General features: G+C 37.4%; 17 protein-coding genes. 13 read left to right on the forward strand and 4 right to left on the reverse strand.

Going from position 1 to position 17,773, the window contains the following annotated elements:
• From dnaA to ACH3O9_RS00020, 4 genes are read left to right on the forward strand one after another with little or no spacing between them, the layout of a single operon-like run.
• Entirely contained in the window at window positions 1-1,431 is a 1,431-nt protein-coding gene (gene dnaA, locus ACH3O9_RS00005; RefSeq protein ID WP_416443103.1) for a chromosomal replication initiator protein DnaA, read from the forward strand.
• A gap of 59 nt (window positions 1,432-1,490) precedes the next feature.
• Window positions 1,491-1,949: a low molecular weight protein-tyrosine-phosphatase gene (locus ACH3O9_RS00010; RefSeq protein WP_416443105.1), complete on the forward strand. Its 459-nt coding sequence runs from the start codon at window positions 1,491-1,493 to the stop codon at window positions 1,947-1,949.
• 42 nt (window positions 1,950-1,991) lie between these two features.
• Window positions 1,992-3,389, forward strand: a complete 1,398-nt coding sequence (locus ACH3O9_RS00015; protein ID WP_416443107.1) for a PQQ-dependent sugar dehydrogenase — start codon at window positions 1,992-1,994, stop codon at window positions 3,387-3,389.
• Window position 3,390: 1 nt separating this feature from the next.
• Window positions 3,391-4,110, forward strand: a complete 720-nt coding sequence (locus ACH3O9_RS00020; RefSeq protein WP_416443109.1) for an SAM-dependent methyltransferase — start codon at window positions 3,391-3,393, stop codon at window positions 4,108-4,110.
• A 78-nt stretch (window positions 4,111-4,188) separates the two neighbouring features.
• On the opposite strand, the gene ACH3O9_RS00025 is transcribed toward ACH3O9_RS00020, so the two are convergent.
• The 4 genes from ACH3O9_RS00025 to dapF form a co-directional block, all read right to left on the reverse strand.
• The gene (locus ACH3O9_RS00025; protein ID WP_416443111.1) at window positions 4,189-4,839 is read right to left on the reverse strand and encodes a peptidoglycan-binding protein LysM; all 651 of its coding nucleotides are present in this window, start codon (window positions 4,837-4,839) and stop codon (window positions 4,189-4,191) included.
• A gap of 234 nt (window positions 4,840-5,073) precedes the next feature.
• The gene (gene mltG / locus ACH3O9_RS00030) at window positions 5,074-6,117 is read right to left on the reverse strand and encodes an endolytic transglycosylase MltG (protein ID WP_416443113.1); all 1,044 of its coding nucleotides are present in this window, start codon (window positions 6,115-6,117) and stop codon (window positions 5,074-5,076) included.
• Window positions 6,107-6,649 (reverse strand): GNAT family N-acetyltransferase, encoded by a 543-nt coding sequence (locus ACH3O9_RS00035; RefSeq protein ID WP_416443115.1) that lies wholly within the window; start codon window positions 6,647-6,649, stop codon window positions 6,107-6,109. Before ACH3O9_RS00035 ends, mltG begins: the two co-directional genes overlap by 11 nt.
• Window positions 6,640-7,410, reverse strand: coding sequence for a diaminopimelate epimerase (gene dapF, locus ACH3O9_RS00040; protein WP_416443117.1), 771 nt, complete (start codon window positions 7,408-7,410; stop codon window positions 6,640-6,642). Before dapF ends, ACH3O9_RS00035 begins: the two co-directional genes overlap by 10 nt.
• 223 nt (window positions 7,411-7,633) lie before the next feature.
• Between dapF and ACH3O9_RS00045 the strand changes: the two genes are divergently transcribed.
• The 9 genes from ACH3O9_RS00045 (at window position 7,634) to ACH3O9_RS00085 (ending at window position 17,752) form a co-directional block, all read left to right on the forward strand.
• A complete protein-coding gene (locus ACH3O9_RS00045) occupies window positions 7,634-9,031 on the forward strand; it encodes a trypsin-like peptidase domain-containing protein (RefSeq protein WP_416443119.1) in 1,398 nt (465 codons plus the stop codon).
• Window positions 9,032-9,178: 147 nt separating this feature from the next.
• Complete coding sequence (locus ACH3O9_RS00050) at window positions 9,179-10,384, forward strand: DUF748 domain-containing protein (RefSeq protein ID WP_416443121.1); 1,206 nt, start codon at window positions 9,179-9,181, stop codon at window positions 10,382-10,384.
• 112 nt (window positions 10,385-10,496) lie between these two features.
• The gene (locus tag ACH3O9_RS00055) at window positions 10,497-11,102 is read left to right on the forward strand and encodes a hypothetical protein (RefSeq protein WP_416443123.1); all 606 of its coding nucleotides are present in this window, start codon (window positions 10,497-10,499) and stop codon (window positions 11,100-11,102) included.
• A 128-nt stretch (window positions 11,103-11,230) separates the two neighbouring features.
• Window positions 11,231-11,905, forward strand: a complete 675-nt coding sequence (trmD, locus tag ACH3O9_RS00060; protein WP_416443125.1) for a tRNA (guanosine(37)-N1)-methyltransferase TrmD — start codon at window positions 11,231-11,233, stop codon at window positions 11,903-11,905.
• Window positions 11,906-12,090: 185 nt separating this feature from the next.
• On the forward strand, window positions 12,091-12,441 hold the full coding sequence (rplS, locus tag ACH3O9_RS00065) for a 50S ribosomal protein L19 (RefSeq protein WP_416443127.1): 351 nt from the start codon (window positions 12,091-12,093) through the stop codon (window positions 12,439-12,441).
• Between the two features lie 65 nt (window positions 12,442-12,506).
• On the forward strand, window positions 12,507-13,706 hold the full coding sequence (locus ACH3O9_RS00070) for an acyloxyacyl hydrolase (protein ID WP_416443129.1): 1,200 nt from the start codon (window positions 12,507-12,509) through the stop codon (window positions 13,704-13,706).
• Between the two features lie 695 nt (window positions 13,707-14,401).
• On the forward strand, window positions 14,402-16,624 hold the full coding sequence (locus ACH3O9_RS00075; protein WP_416443131.1) for an NADP-dependent isocitrate dehydrogenase: 2,223 nt from the start codon (window positions 14,402-14,404) through the stop codon (window positions 16,622-16,624).
• Window positions 16,625-16,719: 95 nt separating this feature from the next.
• Complete coding sequence (gene murQ / locus ACH3O9_RS00080) at window positions 16,720-17,538, forward strand: N-acetylmuramic acid 6-phosphate etherase (RefSeq protein ID WP_416443133.1); 819 nt, start codon at window positions 16,720-16,722, stop codon at window positions 17,536-17,538.
• Window positions 17,528-17,752 carry a DUF6095 family protein gene (locus ACH3O9_RS00085; RefSeq protein WP_416443135.1) on the forward strand — a complete coding sequence of 75 codons (225 nt, stop codon included), beginning with the start codon at window positions 17,528-17,530 and terminating at the stop codon, window positions 17,750-17,752. The genes murQ and ACH3O9_RS00085 overlap by 11 nt, the downstream gene beginning before the upstream one ends.
• Window positions 17,753-17,773: the final 21 nt, after the last annotated feature.

The raw sequence follows: 17,773 nt of genomic DNA on the forward strand, positions 1-17,773 counted from the left end.
ATGAGTATGACTGCGCAAACAGTTTGGGATAATTGTCTATTATTCATTCAGGACAATATCACACCGCAGGCATATAAGACTTGGTTCGAGCCAATTAAGGCTGTGAAACTAACAGATAATGCCCTGAGCATACAGGTACCCAGCAAATTTTTTTACGAATGGCTCGAGGAACACTATGTAAAATTACTCAAAGTTTCTTTAACAAAAGAGTTGGGCGAAAGTGCAAAGTTAGTTTATGTGATTAAAATGGAGAACACTTATGGCAACCGCCAGCCGTTCACCGAAAAGATACCCAGCTCAAACAGACCGTCATCAATGAAATCTCAGGATGTTGACGCTCCTCTAAAAAATAAAAGTCCGGAATTAAAAAATCCATTTGTAATACCGGGTATACGCAATCTGGAAATCGAGTCTCAGCTTAATCCTAATTATAATTTTGATAATTTCTTAGAAGGAGATTCTAACAGGTTAGCAAGATCTGCTGGTTTAGCTGTCGCAAACAAACCGGGAGGCACCTCTTTTAATCCGTTATTGATATTTGGTGGTGTAGGTTTGGGGAAAACACATTTAGCTCACGCTATAGGTGTACAGATAAAAGATAAATATCCAGATAAAACTGTTCTATATATATCTGCAGAAAAGTTTACGCAACAATATATAGAATCTGTAAAAAAGAATAACAGAAATGATTTTATTCATTTCTACCAGGTGATTGACGTATTAATAGTAGACGATATTCAATTACTCTCTGGTAAAGCAGGAACACAGGATGTTTTCTTCCATATTTTTAATCATTTGCATCAAAACGGTAAGCAGGTCGTTCTAACCAGCGACAAGGCTCCTGTAGATATGCAGGATATTGAGCAACGTCTCTTATCGAGATTTAAATGGGGTCTTTCTGCAGAATTGCATCAGCCCGGGTTTGAAACGCGTACTTCTATTATCAAGAACAAATTGTATCAGGATGGTGTAGAAATGCCAGAAGATATCATTGAGTTTCTTGCTAATAATATTAAGACCAACATACGCGAACTTGAAGGTGCTATTATTTCATTAATCGCACATTCGTCTTTCAACCGCAAAGAGATCACATTAGATCTGGCTAAAAAGATAGTAGACAATTACGTTAAGCATACTAAGCGCGAGGTTTCTATAGACTATATACAAAAGGTCGTAAGCGATTACTTCCAGATGGATGTTGATACACTACAATCTAAAACGCGTAAGAGACATATTGTACAGGCAAGACAATTAGCGATGTTCTTTGCTAAAAAATTAACTAAAGCCTCCCTTGCAAGTATAGGTTCACAAATAGGTAAACGCGATCATGCTACGGTATTACACGCCTGCAAAACGGTAGATAATCTTTCTGCGACAGATAAGCAATTTAGAAAGTACGTAGAAGATCTTAATAAAAAGCTTACTATGTAGAGCCGCTTCTAGGCTTTTTACAAGAACTGTTTTAGCTTTACATTATTAACTTACCAGACATGAAAGTCCAAATTTTAATGGTTTGCCTGGGCAACATTTGCCGCTCACCTCTAGCCGAAGGTTTACTTAAATCTAAACTCGACCCCGAGAAATTCACAGTAGAATCATCAGGAACAGGACATTGGCATATTGGTAGTCCGCCAGATGTGCGCAGTATCGCTATTGCACAACAAAACGGACTTGACATTGCCTCACAGCGCGGTATGCAGTTTAAGCCCAGATTTTTTGATATATACGATCACATTTATGTGATGGATAAATATAACTACAGAGACGTTATTGGGTTTGCCAGAAATGAAGCTGACAAACAAAAAGTTCATCTTATTCTAGATGAGATCTTTCCCGGTGAGGGCGTTGACGTTCCAGATCCTTACACAGGCGGTGAACAGGGTTTTGCAGATGTCTACAAAATGCTTGATGAAGCTACATCTAATATTGCCAATAAATTACAAAACTAAATACCTTACAATTTTGTATTTTTCCTGTAAACTCCTCTTGTCATGAAAAATATAATTTTAAGTTTCATCTTTCTTTGTATTACAACGGCGCATGCTCAGGAAATCGATCTTGATAGCTTTGCTTCCGGGTTTACGCATCCGCTAAATATTCAAAATGCAGGAGATGATAGGCTTTTTGTACTTGAGCAGGAAGGCATCATTAAAATCGTTTCTACAAACGACGGATTAACAAACGGTGAGCCTTTTCTGGATATTTCAGATTTAACCGTATCTGCTGGAGAACGCGGTTTACTGGGACTGGCTTTTCATCCTGAATATCAAACTAACGGGATTTTCTTTATTTACTATACAGACCTGTCTGGGAATACGACTGTGGCAAAATATGAAGTGAGCCCAGATAATCCCGATATCGCAGATCCAGATTCTGCCACGATCATTCTCACCGTAGATCAACCTTTTGGCAATCATAATGGCGGCAGTATTGTCTTTGGCCCTGATAATTATCTATACATAGGTTTGGGTGACGGCGGTAGCGGTGGCGACCCCAATGTTAATGGTCAAAACAAAAATTCTCTTTTAGGTACTATTCTGCGTATAGATGTTGATAATGGCTCTCCCTACTCTATTCCTTCAGGTAATCCTTTTGCAGATGATGCTTCCGCGAAAGCTGAAATATGGGCATACGGTTTACGTAACCCGTGGAAGTTTTCTTTTGACCCTGAAACAGGCGATTTGTGGATAGCCGATGTAGGCCAGGGTAATATTGAAGAAATAGACAAAGTAGCCTATACCGAAGCAGGGTTAAATTATGGCTGGAGGTGTTATGAAGGCACAGCCACATACAATACTACAGATTGCCCTGAAGCTTCTACTCTTACATTTCCCGTTACTGAATATCAGCACGATGTAATTGATACTGATACCGGTATTAGACGATGTTCTGTCACAGGAGGTTTTGTATATAGAGGCAGCCAGTATCCCGATCTTGTGGGTAAATATGTTTTCGCAGATTATTGCACTAATGAGATAGGTACCGTTACAGCAGATGGTAGTGATGGTTATGCAATCAAATTTTCAAGACCTTACCCAGGAAATGCATTTTCAAGTTTTGGGGTAGATAATGATGGCGAACTTTATGTTGCCGGTTATGAAAGTGGAGATATTCTAAAAGTTGTAACTAACGATCTGGGAGTGGGTGATAATGCAGCTGATGTCATTCGTTTCTATCCCAATCCTGCAAAATCTGTCTTAAAAATATCCGGTTCAGGAAATGAGATGATTGAGCTGACTATTTTTAATATAGAAGGAAAAATAGTACTCACAGCAGCAACTAATAGAGAAAAAGAAATAGATATTTCTTCACTAAAATCGGGTGTTTACCTGATAAAATCGGCTGAAAACGGTAAAAATCTCGGTGTTCAAAAATTAATAATAGACTAACATGCAAAACCTGCCTGCAGTAGGAAATTTATATCTCATACCCACAACATTAGGCAACACACCGCCCCTTGATGTTCTCCCACAATCAGTTGCAAATACTGTTGAGAATCTTGATGAATTTATAGTTGAAAACGAAAAATCTGCAAGGGCTTTTATAAAGCTGTTAACGCCAGATAAATCACAACCCGGTCTTATTCTGCATACTCTAAATAAGTACACAGAAGTAGCTGATTATCCTACTTTTTTAAATGCGTGTCTTGAGGGTAAATCTGTAGGTTTATTATCTGAAGCTGGTGTACCGGGAATTGCAGATCCGGGAGCAGACATTGTTAAGATAGCTCATGCAAAAGGTATTCGTGTTATTCCACTTGTTGGCCCTTCTTCTATCTTAATGGCGATGATGAGTAGCGGTATGAATGGGCAGAATTTCGCTTTTAATGGCTATTTACCTATAGATCAAAAAGAGCGCAAAAATGCAATTAAACGCTTAGAACGTATTTCTGCAGAACAGGGACAGTCTCAGATTTTTATAGAGACTCCTTATCGCAATAATAAAATGCTTGAAGAACTTTGCCATACACTTGATAAGCATACACAAATATGTGTGGCTTGCGATATTAGCTTGCCCAGCGAATTCATACTTACAAAAGCAGCCGCACAATGGAAGAATAAAATGCCAGATCTTCATAAAAGACCGGCAATTTTCATCATTCAGAAATAAAATTTTCGTTTTTAAAACAAAAAAAAGGGCAACATAATTGTTGCCCTAAATCTTCTCTTTCAAATATATTAATTGATACTAACTATCAAGATCAACTTTAGCAAATTTATCTGGCTGGATAAAAGAAACATCATAGCCGGCAAATTTTCTTAGGTAACTTTTAATAGAAGTACCAAAAGCATCCCTAAAGCCTTCTACGCCACCTGAGCGTAAATATCTTTTAACACTCCCGGGACCAGCAAGGTGAGCTGCCGCCAGAATACCAGATTCTGTGATACGAACGCCATTTATAACTTTACCATTAAATCGCTTTATGTCTTTTCTCAAAACCCATTTGTTTCTTGAAGCATTTGCGATAAAGGCTTTCTCCTGTAAAACAGGACTGTTTATAAACTCATCTGTATCATTTACACCCAGCAATAAAAGCGTACTGCGCCCAAACTGGTATCGACCTAAATAGCCGAATTGATTAATGCGTTTATAATCGTTTTGTGATTCTTTAAAACCCAGGGCTTCTTTAAATCCTGCAAAAGAATTTCCCGGATTGGCAAGATTCTTCTTTTCTACAGCAACATGATCTACTTCATCTACAGAGGGAACTGTGTAATGCAATTCTAATCCTTCTGTTGAATAAGCAGTAGATTCTGCAGTGTCTTTAACTGAAAAGCTCAGTGCTACAAGACCAAATACCGAAGGTAATGCTGCTAATTTTATTATGTTTTTTGTCATAATTGTTGATTAAGAACTCAAGTAAAAAAACAGTTACTCCCGTTCTATATTCAGCGCGCAAAGATACGAAAAAACTTAAGTATTTGACTTGCAAATAGTTAATGTTTTACTAACATCAAAAAACCGGGTGATATCATTAAAATATCGCCCTAAACTGAATAAAAATTCAATAAAATGACCGTGATAAGATGAATGTGTTACAGCTTTCTCAAATATTTAACACTTGAGGAAGCTCTAACGGTTAATCCCTTGTTTGTTAATCCATTGTATGTATTGTCTCCTATTCGCATTATGCTCCCCTACATTCCTGGCAAACATATGATAACCTGGTTTTGAGACATCTGCAACAAAAAAGTAATAATTATGATCTTCAGGATTAAGAACAGCATTAATCGAAGATAAATCTGGCATAAATATGGGTCCCGGTGGCAAACCGGCGTATTTATATGTGTTGTATGGAGAGTCTGTTTCCAGATCTTTATAAAGCACGCGCTTGATCACTTTATTAAAATCACCTTCGGTCTTTTTTACGGCATATATCACTGTGGGATCTGCGTCAAGTTTCCATCCGTTTTTAAGCCTGTTGAGATAAACACCCGCCACACGCGGTTTTTCGTCATTTTTAGCCGTTTCCTTTTGTACTATTGACGCCAGCGTGTAAACCTGTTCTGGTGATAGGTTGAGTTTTTTTGCTTTATTAATACGCTCCTCATTCCAGAATCTGTCGTGCTCATTGACCATCTTCTCTCTAAAACCCAGCGCATCTGTATTCCAGTAAAACTGGTAAGAATTGGGTAAATATAAAGTCATTGCCGTTGCAGGCGTCAAGCCCTGCTCTTTTAAAAAGGTAGTATCTTTTAATGCTTTTACCAGGCTTAAACTATCTGCCTCGAGTTGTTGCGCTATTCTCCCCGCAAGATCTTCTACGCGCTCCTGATTATTAAAAGAAATGGTTACAGGAACATTACCACTGCGAATAGAATTAACTATCTCGTTATTATTACTACCTTTCTTAATAATAAAATGACCCGGCTTAATATTATTAGGATATCCTTTACGCAACGCCACAGCATCCAGAGACTCTATATCTTCAATTAGCGGCTCAAGTTCTGCACGTACATCTTCATAAGTATCGTCTGTCCTTACATAAATATGTGCTTCTTCATTATTAAAAGCTGTATTAGGTGAGAAAAATTTACCGTAGATAACGTAAGCGAAAATCGCTCCTCCCAAAACACCAAGTAAGGCAATGGCAACTAATATTTTTCTAATGTACATTCTTATTTATAAGTTGATATAATATTTCATTTTTAAAGCTTCCGCGAAAGCGTTTCCAGTCTTTCTTCACCCCTACTTCTTCAAAACCCTGTTTCTTAAAAAGCTGAATGCTGCGGTCATTACCTTCCAGAATATTTGCATATAACTGATGCATATCAAGGTGAGCAAAGCTATACCTGATTATTAACTGTAAAGCTTCTGTGCCATAACCGCGACCACGTTCAGATTCTTCTAAAACCAGAACCCCCACCCCTGCCCGTTGATTTTTAGGATCATAATCAAAAAGATCTATCATTCCTAAAACGGCATCATCTTCCTTTTTACAAATAACAAGCCGAAGTTGCTTGACCTCATAAATATCACGGTGTGCATTCTCAAGATATTCTTTGATGGTAAATTTAGAATATGGAGTAAGTGTCGTACTGAGTTCCCACAATAATTCATCATTCTCTATACGATGCACTATTGCCAGATCTTCTGGCTCAAGGGCGCGAAGATAAATATTATTTCCTGTTAAAGTGATTACAGCCATTCTCCTGTAAATACTTTTTTAGCCGGCCCAATGAGGAAAACATTTTTATATCCGCTTCCATTCTTTTCAAAAGTAACTTGTAGTTTACCTCCGGGAACGGTAAGATTTACGGTATTGCTTGTTACCTTTTCCAGATGATACATAGCTATTGCCACTGCGGTAGCACCTGTACCACAACTAAGTGTCTCATTTTCTACTCCTCGCTCATAGGTGCGCATGGCGACATTTTCACCATTTAACTCAACAAAATTAATGTTACTACCTTCTTTACCATATAGTTCACTATAACGCATTGCAGCTCCTGCCGTTTTTACATCTAATTGCTGCAGGTCTTTTGCAAACTGCACATGGTGAGGAGAACCCGTATTTAGGAATAAATGCTCCTGCTTCTCTTCTATTTTATCTACGTCCTGCATTTTTAAGTGCACGATATCATCTACAATTTTGGCTTCATGCATACCGTCTACCGCTTCAAAAATGGCTTCATTTTCTATAACGCCTATTTCTTTCGCGAAAGCTACAATACACCTGCCGCCGTTGCCACACATCGTGCTCGGGTTACCGTCTGAATTGTAATATACCATTCTAAAATCTGCATCAGGATGATTCTCTAGCAATATTAAACCATCTGCTCCTATGCCAAATCTTCTGTCACAGAGCTGTTTGATGAGTTTGGTATCATTTTTGGAAAAAGATAGTTGACGATTATCTATGATTACAAAATCGTTACCTGTTCCTTGATATTTATAGAATGTTATCATTACTAATTTTTGATGCTTTTTAGCCGATTTTCACCCTTAAAAGTTCACTTTTTAGAGCTAAAAATTAAGCCTTGTCTCTCCATTTTGGAGTACTACTTATAGATTGGCAGCAAAAATACATAAAGCCATTATTTTATATGCTGTTAAAAACTAGTTAATGCCGCAACATCCTATACCAGATCAAGTATTTTAAATGTTAGTTAATACAATGAAATATAGAATTATGAAAAAATTTGCAAGTCTTTTGATTGTAGCCGTCCTTGGAGGCGGCATTACACTAGGAGCCTACAAGTATCTTGAATCTACAGATCTCGTAGAAAGTTCCGCAAAAACTAAATCTTCAACTTTCTTACCTGTTGCTTATAATGGGCCTACGATAACGAGTACCAATGCAGACTTTACCGAAGCAGCAGAACGAACGGTTCATGCTGTAGTACACGTAAAAAATGTGCAATTATCGCGTAGACCACGCAATATGCACGAGTATATTTATGGTGGTGGTGATCTACAACCAGGCCTTGTAGGTTCTGGTAGTGGTGTTATCATTTCTGCAGATGGTTATATTGTTACAAATAACCATGTGATAGATGGCGCAAGCGAGATTGAAGTATCTCTCAATGACAACAGAACTTTTAAAGCAGATGTTATAGGGTCTGACCCCAAAGCAGATATCGCGCTTATTAAGATAGATGCTGGTGATGATCTTTCTTACTTACCCTTTGGTGATTCAGACTCTGTGCGCTTGGGAGAATGGGCACTTGCTGTGGGTAATCCCTTTAATTTAACGAGCACAGTGACTGCCGGTATAATTTCGGCGAAAGCCAGAGATATTAATGAGTTTGATAATAACCCACAGTCATTTATTCAAACTGATGCTGCCATTAACCCTGGCAACAGTGGTGGTGCTTTAGTAAATATAAACGGTGAATTAATAGGTATTAACACCGCTATTACTTCACAAACGGGTAGTTATGTAGGTTATGCGTTTGCTGTCCCTTCTAATATTGCCAAGAAAATCGTTCAGGATATTATGGAATATGGCGATGTACAACGCGGTATCTTAGGTGTTAGCGGTATGAGTCTTAATACTGAAATTGCTAAAGAACTTGAGGTTGATCAAACTGAAGGTTTCTACGTAGGCGGATTAGAATATGATAGTGGTGCAGAAAAAGCCGGTATTAAAAAAGGTGATGTTATTAAAGAGGTTGATGGCATCCATATTTCAAAATTTACTGACCTTTCTGGTTATTTAAATGCAAAACGTCCTAATGATGTAGTGCAGGTAAAATTCATGAGAGATGGTAAAGAAAAAACGGTTCCTGTTACTCTCTTTAAACTGGAAACTTATAAGATAGGAAACGTGGGGCTTGAGGTTAAAAATGCAAGCGCAAGAGAACTTAAAGATTATGGCGTTAAGCACGGGGTTGTTATTAATAACACACTTACCGAAGATATGCAGCGCTATAACCTGAGAGGTATCGTTATTACAGAAATTGATGATGAAGCTGTAAGTAACATTAATGATGTTGAGAAGATTATGTCAAGCAAATCTTCTGAGGAACCTATAAGTATCACTTTTGTGAATAAAGACGGTGAACGTAACCGCTTTATCTTTAGATAGAAACATGAAAGAATAATATGAAAAAAGCCCGTTGATTCATTTCATCGGGCTTTTTTAATTGTATTGAGGGCGTAATATATTTTGTGAGTTCATTAACTGGCATTTACCGGCATTTCTGCGAATTTTAACACTTAAATTTTACGATTGATGTCAGCAACAAAATCAGATAAGAAAAGAAGAGGTCTCAAAAAGAAAAGATACGTACTGCCGGTAATCATCATACTAATGCTGGTGATTTTTAGAATACTCCTACCTACAATTGTAAAGAACTATGTCAACAAAGTTCTGGCAGATATCCCGGGATATTATGGGCAGGTAAAAGATATTGACATTGCTCTTTATAGAGGCGCATATGTTATTGACGGTATGTATTTAAATAAGGTGAATGCTAAGACGCAAGTGCCTTTTCTCAATTTTCCTGAAACTGATATTTCAATAGAATGGAAATCTATATTTAAAGGTAGAATAGTAAGTGAGATTAAAATGTACAGCCCTGAGGTAACTTACGTTTTTGAAGATCAGGAGGCACCTACAGAAGAAGGCGAAGCAGATACAGAAGACTGGAGCGCTGCATTAACAGATCTTGTACCTATAGACATAAACCATTTTGAAGTACACGACGGTAAGCTGGGTTTTGTAAAACTGCAAACTGAGCCAGATATAGACCTTTATATGGATAAGCTTGAACTTACTGCAGATAATTTACGTAATGTAAGAGACGATTCTAAAAATCTTCCGTCTCCTATTACCGCGCGAGCAGTAAGCATTGGGAAAGGAAATTTTAAGCTTAATGGTGGGGTTAATTTGATTAAATCTATACCAGATATGGATCTTAATTTCTCTCTGGAAGATGCAGACATTACCGCTTTTAATGATCTTACAAGAACGTATGCCGGTATTGATTTTAAAGAAGGTGATGCTGCAGTATATGGTGAGTTTGCAATCGCAGATGGTTATCTTAAAGGGTACGTAAAACCCATGCTGAGCAACTCAAAAATGATAAGCAAAGAAGATGGTATATTAGGCACCATCTGGGAAGGATTTGTAGGTATGTTTAAGTTTGTTCTTAAAAATCAGGGTACAAACACACTTGCAACTGTGGTACCACTTGAAGGTAATTTAAATAATGTGCAAGCCGGAATTTTTCCTACGATTTTAAACATCTTTGAGAACGCGTGGATAAATGCCTTTAAAGGCGAAATTGACGAGGATATAGATTATCAGGATGCTATAGAAGAGGCAGATCTAGACAACATGTCTTCTAAAGAACGCAGAGAATACAAACGCGCGCAGAGAAAGGCAGAAAGAGAAGAGCGACGGGAAGAAAGAAAAAATGATACGACCCTTCCTTAATGTGAAGAAATCGTCATTTTCATATAAGAAATCGCTAATTTTGTCACCTTTGCAATAAGCATAAAAACGAAGCGTTTTGCTACAAATGAAAAAATCGACTGAAATAATGAGAATGAGAATTACCGCGATTACCTGCTTACTTCTGTTTGTCACTGCAATTAGCTTTGCACAGGAAGAAACAATTCAGGATGAGCAAGAAAAACCAAACACCATTGATCAACAATTTTCTGACTTGATCAATGATTCTAACAATTTTCAAGAATACAAGGTAGTAAAGAAATTTGCTATTAATAAGTTACAAGAAAATACAAAAGACAGCATTGCAAACCTTAAAGCTCAGATTAACGCTTTGCAGGGTCAATTAGCTACTCAAAAAGAAGAAGTTAATAATCTCAACTCTTCTCTAAGCAGCACACAACAAACGCTAGACACAACTCGTGAAGAGAAAGACTCTATTAATTTTCTGGGTATACAGATGACTAAATCTGGTTATAAGTCTTTAATGTGGGGCATCGTTGCTGTTCTTGCTTTAGCATTACTTTTCTTTGTCTATAAATTTAAAGGAAGTAACTCTCAAACTCAGGAAGCTAATAAAAAGCTTAATGAAGTAGAGTTTGAATATGAAGAATACCGCAAAAAAGCGTTAGAAAAAGAGCAAAAAATGGGACGTTTGCTTCAGGATGAGCGTAATAAGATCGTAAAGAACAGTAAGGGCTAAATCTCTCTTTCGATATAAAATGTAAAATCCGCGATCGTTTTGATTGCGGATTTTTTTTTGCTACTATCTCCTACTACCCTAATAGCCGTTATTTAGTTACTTTTGGCAACCAGAAAAGTTTACACAGCATGCGTATAGATATAATTACAGTAGTCCCAGATTTATTAACCAGTCCTTTTGAAGCTTCTATCATGCAGCGCTCAATAGAGAAAGGATTAGTTGACATTAAGCTGCACAATCTAAGAGACTATAGCAGCAATGCTTATAAACAAATTGATGATTACCAATTTGGTGGTGGTGCCGGGATGGTCATGATGATAGAACCTATAGATAAATGTATTTCTAAGCTTAAAAGCGAAAGAGATTATGACGAAATTATCTATATGACCCCAGATGGTGAAACTTTAAATCAGGGTATTGCAAATCAAATCTCTTTACAGGAAAATATAATTATTCTCTGCGGTCACTATAAAGGTGTAGACCAGCGCGTACGCGATCATTTTGTAACACGCGAGATATCAATTGGTGATTATGTGCTTAGCGGCGGTGAATTAGGAGCTTTGGTTTTATGCGATGCCATTATAAGATTAATACCTGGTGTTTTAGGTAATGAAACTTCTGCCCTTACAGATTCTTTTCAGGATAATTTATTAGCTCCTCCTATCTACACACGACCCGCAGAATATAAGGGCTGGAGCGTCCCCGAAATACTTAGATCTGGCAATACTGGCAAAATAGAAGAATGGCGAGAAGAGCAGGCTTATAAGCGCACGCAGGAAAGAAGACCAGACCTTTTAGAGTAAGTGAAATCTATTTTTTTATTTTAGATCTATAATAAGCAATCAGTCAGTAATTTAAGCTGAATATAAAATTGTGCTTTCCAATTGGAAAAAATGAAATTATATGTATATTTGCACCCTCATAAGAACAACCTCTGGCGAAAATCGTGAATGTTGCCCTTATCAAACTATTATAAAACTCCTGTAAAATGGAAGATTTAATCCAATTCGTTCAAAACGAATTTGTAGAAAAGAAAGATTTCCCAGAATTTAGTGCTGGTGATACTATTACCGTGTATTATGAAATACGTGAAGGTGATAAAAAACGTACTCAGTTTTTCCGTGGTGTTGTTATTCAGGTTCGTGGAAGCGGCCTAACAAGAACATTTACCATTAGAAAAATGTCTGGTACTGTAGGTGTTGAGCGTATTTTCCCAATCAACCTTCCTGCATTACAGAAAATTGAGATCAATAAAAGAGGTAAAGTACGTAGAGCTCGTATTTACTACTTTAGAGGTCTTACAGGTAAAAAAGCAAGAATTAAAGAAATTAGAAAATAATTTTTTTAAGCTTATAGCTTAAAGGGCTTCCTTAAATGGGAGCCCTTTTTTTATATATTTAGGCGATGAAGAAAATCGCTTTCTTTTTTACATGTTTTTTATTTTGGTGCGCAGGTTTAGTAGCCCAGGATGATAGAGCAGATTATTCTTTTGGTTTAAAAAACATGTATCTCAATGCTAATTTTGGCGTCATTAATTATAACTACTCAAGCAAACTTTTAGAAGGATCTGCAGAGGCTATATCTATAACGGCCACCACTACTTTTGCCGGCAGATTTGCAATAGGATACCACTTTAAGAATAACTGGGATGCCCAGCTAAGTGTGATGCGACCAGCTGCATGGGTTTCATATAACGGTATTAATATTGACAACTATCATCATTCTGTATGGACTAATATTTGGGCCATTAGCGGGAGAAAAAGAATAGAATTATCTACTCGTTACTCTCTATATTGGGAAGCAGGACTCAGCAACGTTGCCAGACATGGTTTTAAAATTGATGATACACAAGTTATTAAAGATGCACAATACCTCTACCCTCTTTTAGGCACAGGAATCAATTACAAACTCAGCTACAAATGGGATGCTTCTATTAACCTGACCTACTCACCTCCTAAAGACAAAGTTAAGCAACCTGCAACAACGTTTATCGCAGCGGGAATTACTTATAATTTACGTTCTCTTGATCAAAATGTAATTGATGATAATGCGTCAACCCTGTATGCTTTTCCTAAACATATATTGCAGATAGGTTACGCTTCAGACTTTTTAGGTTTTGATATAAACAGACAATTTTCTGGCGGACTTAAAACCAGCATTCCTATTTTCTGGAATGGCGATATTTTCATTAAAAATGGCGTTTTTATGACCTATCAGCGCAATATTTTTCATACTAACAAAAACTTTTCGCTAGACTGGGGCGCCAGTCTTGCATTATACAAAACACAGAATCATGAAAACTTCTATGCACTGTCAGTTTATCCCTTAGTACGCTGGTGGTTTTTAAGAACAGCTCCCGTAGACTTATATTTTAATTATTCAATAATTGGGCCTGCATACATTTCAAAATCTGTACTTGACGGTATAGATAGTGGTGAAGAAGCGACTTTTCAGGATTTTATGGGTATTGGTTTCCTGTTTGGGAAAGAGAGAAATTACAATCTTGACCTCAAGATTGCTCATTATTCTAATGGTAATATTTTTAATGACAACCCCGGTATTGCCATTCCACTAACTATCTCATTAGGCTATGCCATTTATTAACTTTTGTTCATAATCGCCGTTTATAAAGAGTTGAAAACTAAATTGTTAAAATACTAGGGATATATGTATTTAAATCTTACTTTAGTAATATAAATTCAATAACACATTGAATTATCGTTCTTACAGTTATCAATAGATTGATCTTCATATCAATTATTGATAATTTATATCAGAGATTTTAATAGCTCAAAGTAGTAAAAAGTATTTGCTGGTTTTTGAAATTTTCACAGAGGTCTTTCCTCGGAAAATCTAAATAAAATCCTTTGTAAAGCAATACTATTTAAAATGTCTGATTTCGGGATAGAAAGCTTAGAAATCATAGATTTTTGAAGAATTTTATCCCAATGAATAGATTTACGGTGCAAGTACTAATATTCTTGCCAAGGAGCTCAGAGGGCTCACCGGTAAAAAATCAATTCATTAGAAGCCATGTCAAGGTACTTTGTACAATGATATGGCTTTTTTTATGTCAAAAATTGCCAAATACATGTACTTATCGATAAACGGCTAAATTATTACTTCCTTTTAACCTGCATTAACACACTATAGAGTGTTAAAAACAGGCGTAAAATCCTATATTTGCAAACAAAAATTTAATCATTTCAATAAATTGTTGAGCTATTTATAACCCTGAATAGATTTGTGCTTTGCACTCAACCTTAACTATTCACGATTATAATAACATTGTAATATATATGTCTTTAACCACGTCTAAAATAGTTTATACTAAAACCGATGAGGCTCCGGCCCTGGCAACCCAATCTTTTCTTCCCATCGTTCAAAAATTTGCGAAAGTTGCAAACATAGAATTCGAAACAAAAGATATTTCTCTGGCAGCAAGATTACTTGCTACTTTTCCAGATTACCTTAACGAAGATCAAAAACAAGCCGATGCACTTGCAGAACTAGGTGAGCTTGTCAAAAAGCCGGAAGCTAATATTATTAAATTACCTAACATTAGCGCATCTGTACCACAGTTAATAGCTGCTATAAAAGAACTTCAGGCTAAAGGTTTTGCTATTCCAGACTATCCGGAAGAACCAAAGACTGAAGAAGAAAAAGCATTAAAAGCACGCTTTGCTAAAGTTTTAGGTAGCGCAGTAAACCCTGTCCTTCGCGAGGGTAATTCAGATCGTCGCGCGCCTAAACCCGTAAAAGAATATGCACGCAAGAATCCTCACAGTATGGGAGCTTGGGAAAAAGACAGCAAGTCACATGTAGCTACTATGCAACATGGTGACTTTAGAGCTAATGAGAAATCTGTGACTCTGGCTGATGCAAATGCGGTAACTATCGAGCTTACAGATGACGCTGGCAATACAACTACATTAAAAGAAAATTTACCATTACTGGCCGGCGAAGTTATAGACGCCACAGTAATGAGCAAAAAAGCATTGCTTGAGTTCTTAAAAGAACAAATTGAAGATGCTAAAGCGAAAGGTGTTCTATTTTCAATTCACCTTAAAGCCACAATGATGAAAGTTTCAGACCCTATCATTTTTGGCCATGCTGTAAAAGTTTTCTTTGAAGACGTTTTTCAAAAACACGGTGATAAACTAGCCTCTGTAGGATTTGATGCTAAAAACGGACTTGCAAATTTGTTTTCAAGTATAAATGAATTACCAGAAGCAGAACGTTCTGAAGTAGAAAGTGATATCTTAAAAACACTTGAAGAGCGTCCTGACCTTGCAATGGTAAATTCAGATAAAGGTATTACAAATTTACACGTACCAAGCGATGTTATTATAGATGCTTCTATGCCGGCTATGATACGTAACAGCGGCCAGATGTGGAATGCAGATAATAAATCTCAGGATACAAAAGCTGTTATTCCAGACAGCAGTTACGCCGGTATTTACCAGGAAACGATCGATTTTTGCAAAGAAAATGGCGCTTTTGACCCCACTACAATGGGTACTGTTCCTAACGTAGGACTAATGGCTAAAAAAGCTGAAGAATATGGTTCTCACGATAAAACCTTTGAAATTCCTGCAAGCGGTAAAGTTCAGGTAAAAGATGCCTCTGGCAACGTGCTATTAGAGCATAATGTTGACGCAGGAGATATCTGGAGAATGTGCCAGACAAAAGATGCACCTGTTCAGGACTGGGTAAAACTTGCCGTAAATCGTGCGCGTGCAACAGGTATACCTACAATATTTTGGCTTGATAAAGAACGAGCACACGATGCTGAGCTTATAAAAAAAGTAAATCTTTATCTTAAAGATCACAATACAGAAGGGCTTGACATACAGATTATGTCTCCTATTGAAGCAACGCGCTTCACCTTAAAGAGAATGAAAGCTGGTGAAGATACAATCTCTGTTACCGGGAATGTTTTGCGTGATTACAATACAGACCTCTTCCCTATTCTTGAAGTTGGTACCAGCGCAAAAATGCTTTCTATTGTACCATTAATGAATGGTGGTGGTCTTTTTGAAACCGGTGCCGGTGGCTCTGCTCCTAAACACGTACAACAGTTTGTAGAAGAAGGTCATTTAAGATGGGATTCTCTAGGTGAATTTTTAGCACTTTCTGTTTCATTAGAACACGCAGGAGAAAAGAATAATAACCCTAAAGCGCTTATCCTGGCTGAAACTCTTGACGAGGCAACTATTAAATTTCTTGACAATAAAAAATCACCATCACGCGAAGTGAATGAGATTGACAACAGAGGTAGCCACTTTTTCTTAGCTCTATACTGGGCTCAGGCTTTAGCCAAACAGGAGAAAGACAAAGAACTTCAGGTTCATTTTGCAGAAATGGCTAGCGAACTGGAAACAAACTCTAAGAAAATACAAGAAGAACTTATACAGGCTCAGGGATCAGCAGTTGATCTGGGTGGATATTATTTCCCAGACCAGGAAAAAGCAAGCGCGGCAATGAGACCAAGCGCAACTTTTAATGCGATAATGAATTAAATCTAATTCAGAATAAATTGTAAAGCCCTGCTAAATTAGCGGGGCTTCTTTTTACAACTATATAAATATCTATTTACAAATCTGTAATTTTACATATGGCTTTTACCAGAACTACAGAAGAGACATCAAAGTATGACCATTTAGAAGAAATGGGTGTACATGAATTACTTTCAAATATTAATAAGGAGGACAAAACCGTACCTGATGCGGTTGAAAAATCGCTCCCACAGATCGAAAATCTGGTAAAAAAGGTCATAAATCAGCTGGAAAATGGCGGCCGTCTGTTTTATATGGGAGCAGGAACCAGCGGTAGATTGGGGGTTGTAGATGCTTCAGAATGCCCGCCTACATTTGGAGTACCACATGACAAAGTTGTAGGTCTTATTGCGGGAGGCGATAAAGCGATTAGAAAAGCTGTAGAATTTGCCGAAGATAGCGAAGACCAAGGTTGGCAGGATCTGCTTGAGCACAATATAGGCTCTAACGATTTTGTGATAGGCATCGCAGCTTCGGGAACAACACCGTATGTTATTAGTGCTTTAAAAGCGTGTAATGAACAAGGAATTCCAACCGGTTGTATCACGTGCAATGCAGGGAGCCCGCTTTCGCTTGAAGCGAAATATCCTATAGAAGTAGTTGTAGGGCCAGAGTTTGTAACAGGCAGCAGCCGCATGAAAGCAGGAACAGCGCAAAAACTCGTTTTAAATATGATTTCTACTACGGCAATGATCAAACTAGGTCGTGTGCAGGGCAATAAAATGGTAGATATGCAATTAAGCAATCACAAATTAGTAGGTCGTGGCGCTCAAATGCTAATGGAAGCTCTGCATATAGAAGAAAGTGAGGCTCGTATTTTACTTAAAAAACACGGCAGCGTGAGAAATGCTATCAAAATTTACAAACATGGGCACTAACAAAGAACTACTGGCAAAGGGAGTGCGCACGATGGCGATGTCGCTATTCTTTATGTTTTTAGGACCCGGCATTATCTATCAGGCATTTAAGAACAAGGAACATCCTCTTTATTTAGCCGTTCTTATACTCGGGATTTTTGCCGCTGCTATGGCGATTTTTCTTGGTTTTAAGGGGATAAATAGAATTATGCAGTCTATGTTTGGAAAGAAATAATCTAACCTAAGTTTTATAAAC

The organism is Leeuwenhoekiella sp. A16, assembly GCF_047946675.1.
Lineage (GTDB): Bacteria > Bacteroidota > Bacteroidia > Flavobacteriales > Flavobacteriaceae > Leeuwenhoekiella.

Excerpts from the sequence above, each read along its gene's own strand:
- dnaA (WP_416443103.1), top strand. The coding sequence starts at position 1 with ATGAGTATGACTGCGCAAACAGTTTGGGATAATTGTCTATTATTCATT.
- ACH3O9_RS00010 (WP_416443105.1), top strand. The coding sequence starts at position 1,491 with ATGAAAGTCCAAATTTTAATGGTTTGCCTGGGCAACATTTGCCGCTCA.
- ACH3O9_RS00015 (WP_416443107.1), top strand. The coding sequence starts at position 1,992 with ATGAAAAATATAATTTTAAGTTTCATCTTTCTTTGTATTACAACGGCG.
- ACH3O9_RS00020 (WP_416443109.1), top strand. The coding sequence starts at position 3,391 with ATGCAAAACCTGCCTGCAGTAGGAAATTTATATCTCATACCCACAACA.
- ACH3O9_RS00025 (WP_416443111.1), bottom strand. The coding sequence starts at position 4,839 with ATGACAAAAAACATAATAAAATTAGCAGCATTACCTTCGGTATTTGGT.
- mltG (WP_416443113.1), bottom strand. The coding sequence starts at position 6,117 with ATGTACATTAGAAAAATATTAGTTGCCATTGCCTTACTTGGTGTTTTG.
- ACH3O9_RS00035 (WP_416443115.1), bottom strand. The coding sequence starts at position 6,649 with ATGGCTGTAATCACTTTAACAGGAAATAATATTTATCTTCGCGCCCTT.
- dapF (WP_416443117.1), bottom strand. The coding sequence starts at position 7,410 with ATGATAACATTCTATAAATATCAAGGAACAGGTAACGATTTTGTAATC.
- ACH3O9_RS00045 (WP_416443119.1), top strand. The coding sequence starts at position 7,634 with ATGAAAAAATTTGCAAGTCTTTTGATTGTAGCCGTCCTTGGAGGCGGC.
- ACH3O9_RS00050 (WP_416443121.1), top strand. The coding sequence starts at position 9,179 with ATGTCAGCAACAAAATCAGATAAGAAAAGAAGAGGTCTCAAAAAGAAA.
- ACH3O9_RS00055 (WP_416443123.1), top strand. The coding sequence starts at position 10,497 with ATGAGAATTACCGCGATTACCTGCTTACTTCTGTTTGTCACTGCAATT.
- trmD (WP_416443125.1), top strand. The coding sequence starts at position 11,231 with ATGCGTATAGATATAATTACAGTAGTCCCAGATTTATTAACCAGTCCT.
- rplS (WP_416443127.1), top strand. The coding sequence starts at position 12,091 with ATGGAAGATTTAATCCAATTCGTTCAAAACGAATTTGTAGAAAAGAAA.
- ACH3O9_RS00070 (WP_416443129.1), top strand. The coding sequence starts at position 12,507 with ATGAAGAAAATCGCTTTCTTTTTTACATGTTTTTTATTTTGGTGCGCA.
- ACH3O9_RS00075 (WP_416443131.1), top strand. The coding sequence starts at position 14,402 with ATGTCTTTAACCACGTCTAAAATAGTTTATACTAAAACCGATGAGGCT.
- murQ (WP_416443133.1), top strand. The coding sequence starts at position 16,720 with ATGGCTTTTACCAGAACTACAGAAGAGACATCAAAGTATGACCATTTA.
- ACH3O9_RS00085 (WP_416443135.1), top strand. The coding sequence starts at position 17,528 with ATGGGCACTAACAAAGAACTACTGGCAAAGGGAGTGCGCACGATGGCG.